The organism is Sphaerisporangium album, from assembly GCF_003323745.1.
GTDB classification, from domain to species: Bacteria; Actinomycetota; Actinomycetes; order Streptosporangiales; family Streptosporangiaceae; genus Sphaerisporangium; species Sphaerisporangium album.
In genome coordinates this window covers 1-1,258 of the sequence record NZ_QOIL01000058.1, presented here as the reverse complement: position 1 = coordinate 1,258, position 1,258 = coordinate 1, and the positions used below count along the sequence as shown (strand labels likewise).

Here is a 1,258-nt window from a genome sequence, read left to right as displayed (position 1 = left end):
CTAGTGCTGTGACCGGAAACGATCACCGGGTTGGGTCTTGGTCAGGCGGCGGGTGACAGGGGTCGGCCGCCCCAGCGGATGCGTTTCTCGCTGCGGATGCGGGCGCGTTCTCGGCGCTGAGCGGCCAGGACGTCGGGGTGACGGGCGTTGGCGTTGCGCCAGCGCAGGTAGGCGTGCAGGGCCCGGGTCTGGACCGTGTGGTTGGCATGGTCGGAGTTGGCGATGGTGAACTGCCGCAGCGGGCCGAAGTGCGCCTCGATCGGGTTGGCCCAGGAGGCATAGGTCGGGGTGAAACACAGCTCGACCTTGTTCTTCTTCGCCCAGGTGCGGATGCGCCAGTTCTTGTGGGCTGACAGGTTGTCCAGGATCACGTAGATCGGGGCGCCGTCGGGGCGGGCCGCGCGGATCGACTTCAGCGCGGCCCAGGTGTGGCCGATGCCCTTGCGGCGCCGGTTGATCCCCCACAGCAGGTCATCGCCGACGGAGTAGCAGCCGTGGAAGTAGGTGATGCCGTGGGTGCGGTGGTAGGTGGCCGGCAGCCGGTCCGGCCATCCTTGGACGGCCCACCCCGACCCGGCGGTGGGGCGGATGCCCAGCGGTCCGAACTCATCCAAGGCGAAGGTCCGCTCCGGGCGCTGGGTCAAGGCGTACTCGATGCGGTCCAGCTTGGCGTTGAAGTCCGGGTCCGGTGACTCCTTCCAGGTCTTGGTGCGTTGGAAGGTGACGCCATGCCGGGCCAGCAGGGCGCGTAACGCCTCCCGGCCGATCCGGATGGCCCGGCGGGGAAGAGTCTGCAGGTAGGCGGCGAGTTTCCGGATGGACCAGCGGGTGAACGGCTGCCCGAGCCTGGTCGGGCGGGTGGTGGCCGTCTGGACGACGAAGTCCTCTTCGCCGTCACTGAGCAGGCGGGGACGGCCTCCCGCCCACCGAGGGTCCAGGCAGGCCAGCCCGATCTGGTTGAAGCGGTGAATGACATCGCGGACGGTGTCCTCATCGGCCTGCACCAGGCGGGCGATCACCGGGACGGTGTTACCCCCGGCCGAGGCCAGCAGGATCATCGCCCGCCGATACCGCACTGAACTCGTGCTGCCGCGGCGGACGATCCGCTGCAGCTTCTGCCCTTCCTGATCCATAAGTCTTCGCACCCTGACCGGTTCTGCCACCGCGCCTCCTCGCGCCGATCGGACGTGTACGGCACATCCAATCGGTGCGACGGACTACACGCGAACCCGGTGATCGTTTCCGGTCACAGCACTAG

Annotated in this window: 1 protein-coding gene; it reads right to left on the bottom strand. The window is 68.3% G+C overall.

Translation table 11 applies throughout. The features are described 5' to 3' along the window. Positions 1 to 41 precede the first annotated feature (41 nt). Positions 42 to 1,133, bottom strand: coding sequence for an IS630 family transposase (locus DQ384_RS40180; RefSeq protein ID WP_245967106.1), 1,092 nt, complete (start codon positions 1,131 to 1,133; stop codon positions 42 to 44). Positions 1,134 to 1,258 lie beyond the last annotated feature (125 nt).